The 2,826-nt window shown below is 56.9% G+C and carries 2 protein-coding genes; one reads left to right on the forward strand and one right to left on the reverse strand.

All coding sequences use genetic code 11. From position 1 onward, the window contains the following. A partial coding sequence (locus H5U08_RS14810) for a hypothetical protein (protein ID WP_297034710.1) occupies positions 1-388 on the reverse strand: 388 nt, incomplete at its 3' end. Between the two features lie 155 nt (positions 389-543). Here H5U08_RS14810 and H5U08_RS14815 point away from each other — a divergent pair. Continuing rightward, on the forward strand, positions 544-1,791 hold the full coding sequence (locus H5U08_RS14815; protein ID WP_297034713.1) for a glycosyltransferase: 1,248 nt from the start codon (positions 544-546) through the stop codon (positions 1,789-1,791). Positions 1,792-2,826 lie beyond the last annotated feature (1,035 nt).

Here is a 2,826-nt window from a genome sequence, read left to right on the forward strand (position 1 = left end):
TCTCCACATGAACGAGCGATTCGAGAAGGGTGGCCTGCTCTACGGTTCGCGGGAGTCCGTTAAGAATCAGCTTGAGAGTCTTCGGAGCAGTCCCCTGCCGCGCCGTGTCAAGGAACCATCGCAATATTTGTGTAGCCATGTGGCCTTCTTCCGGTTTCAAGAGTCGCCCGGTTGACAAAACCTCAGCGATGGTCTGCCGGTCTGACGGCCTGACAGCGTGTGCCGCACCCTCTCCTCTATTGATCAATCGGAGTTGATGGCCGAAATCAAAATGAACGTACGGCCCATCCGGCAACCCCCGAGCAGCGATCAACTCCCCCAGCGGTGTCTTCCCCGACCCCGTCGGACCGATGAGAATCGTCGCAAGGCAGTTGTGATCTGCGAACATCGAACCGCCATCAAGACCGTTACCCTTTCCAACACCCATTCCCATTGTAGCGGGAGAGAGCCGGTTGAATAATACGGAGGTACGATGGAACAAAGGTTCTGTCCCGATTCCAGCAGATCCCACGGCTCGGACGACCAGTGAAATTGAAGCGACCCATGTCTCCCCCTTGGCGAGTAACGTTTCTCATCACCGACTTGGAGGTTGGGGGAGCGGAAAAATTCATGGTCGAGCTCCTCTGTCGGCTCAATCGGCAACTCTTTGATCCACACGTCGTGGTCCTTGCCGACATGCCGCAGCATCGGCAACTCGTTGACCGCCTCGATCAGTGCCGGATTCCCGTCTCATTCCTGAGGGTAAGAAATCTCTTCGGTCTGCCTGAGGGTTTTGCGAAACTTGTGAGACATCTTCGGAAATTTCGGCCAGGAATTTTGCAGAGTTTCCTCTTCCATGCGAACTTCCTGGGGCGATTGGCTGCTAGGTTCGCGGGAGTTCCCACGGTGATCTGCGGCATTCGGGTCGCAGAGCGGGAACACCCCTGGCACTTATGGCTCGATCGTTTGACGGCTACCTGGGTCGACAGATACGTGTGTGTGAGTGAGGCTGTGGCCAAGTTCTCGGCGGAGGTGGGAATGCTCCCCGAGGCCAAGCTCACTGTCATTCCTAACGCCGTAGACGTCGCCGCGATTTGTTCTCAGAAGCCTGTGGATTTAGGAAAACTATTCCAATGGGACCGCGCGGGCGGCGGCCATGGACGGATCGAGTCACGTCGGGGAGAGACGCGCGACGCGCTCGAAAAGACCCATCCGGACGTTCTGCCCGTTGCTTCTGAGAACGGCGATTTTTACATGGTGGCGGTGGGAAGGCTGGAGCGGCAGAAGGGATTCGATTGGCTACTGGTGACGTTGGCGCCGCTCTTGCGCGGGACGCCAAACCTTCGGCTCATCATTGTGGGATCAGGTCCGGAAAGAGAGCGCTTGCTGTCCATCATCGCGAGGGAAGGCATCGAGCACGCTGTTCGGCTGGTGGGCTTTCGGGATGATGCTCAGGCGATCATTAGAGCTTGCGACCTATTCCTCCTCAGCTCTTTATGGGAAGGAATGCCCAATGCCCTTTTAGAAGCCATGGCCGCTGGCAAACCAGTTGTGTGTGTGGAGGCCGAAGGTGTGCGTGAAGTTCTCGGACCGCTTTGCGAGGATCAACTCATCTGTGACAGGAATCAGGACGAGTTTCGGCGCGCAATTTTGAAACATTATCGCGATCGCAAATACGGGGCGCGTTTGGGACGTCGCAACCAGAGGCAGGTCGAAGAACACTTCAATTGGTCGCGCGCCGTTGCGCAGTACGAGAGCTTGTGGATGAGCTATTTACACGAGTTACCAACGCAAGTTGCGCTGGGTTCGTAGAATGGAACGGCAGCGCCATGTAGGTTTTGAGAGCGTGCGACCGGGAATCCCTCGGTGGACGGGAGCAGGACCACCACTGCACGAAAAGTACATAATTTTTTCTTTTTGATTTCTTTCTCCTCGGGTAAGAGGGGGTGGTTCCCCAGGACTCGTCTTTCGGGTGGTCTCATTTCCTTTGTTAGGAGGGCTCGGGTGCCTGATGTTCGCAACAACGGAGGCCGACCCGACAGGACTGCCTTCTCTTGTACACCTTGCGGGGGGATTTCCATCGACGCAATGCATAGACGGTCCTAAAAAAACAAATCGTCCCGTACCTCAAGGCGTTACCCCAAACGACCCCTCTATCAAGTGGACCTAGACAGGTTATTGTGGGTATACGAGATAGGCGGCGGTTTTGCCTTGCCTCTACCAGCGGTTGGCTGGAGACGTGTTCAAAAGAACATCACCCTTGAGAGTATAAGCGCTCCCATAAATAGCACGGTCGACCTGGTTCGACGGGGAGGGATGCTCCACCAAGACTGGCGCCCTCAGCCGGGACTGGATTCAACCGCTGCCCGGCGGGAGTCGAAGGCCTGCCAATGCCCCCCTTCGGGAGTGACAGCATATCTCGGGCCATGGAAATTTCACGCCGGATCTGCCGGCGACCAGCACAAATAGTCCATTTGACTCTTGGAAAGCCCCTGCGCATGATGGAAACGCAGGGTGATGAAGAGGACGTCGGCGACGCGTCAATCAGTTCACGAGAGCCCGTCGCAGGCGATGAAAACAACACGTTTGTCCGTCCGAGCTGTCGCCGAGGGGTGGGGCCTTCAGTGTTGGTTCTTGGCCACCGACCAGCACTGAGTTCGGTTCGCCACGTGCCGGTTGTGCCCCTTCCCGTTGATGACAGGGACGTCATCGCGTGCGACATGCGAGCCCCAGCCACGTTGTGGATATTGAGGGCTCAGAGGCCTGTCCCATGGGGTGCGGGAAAGCATCCTCGGGACAGGCCTTTTTCTTTCCTGTTGGAAGAGCAGCGGGCGTCGCCGCTCTGAT

This window comes from Thermogutta sp., assembly GCF_014359955.1.
Classification (GTDB): Bacteria; Planctomycetota; Planctomycetia; order Pirellulales; family Thermoguttaceae; genus Thermogutta.

What these genes read in the sequence shown, in the direction of transcription:
- H5U08_RS14815 (WP_297034713.1), top strand. Translation starts at nt 544, where the DNA reads ATGTCTCCCCCTTGGCGAGTAACGTTTCTCATCACCGACTTGGAGGTT.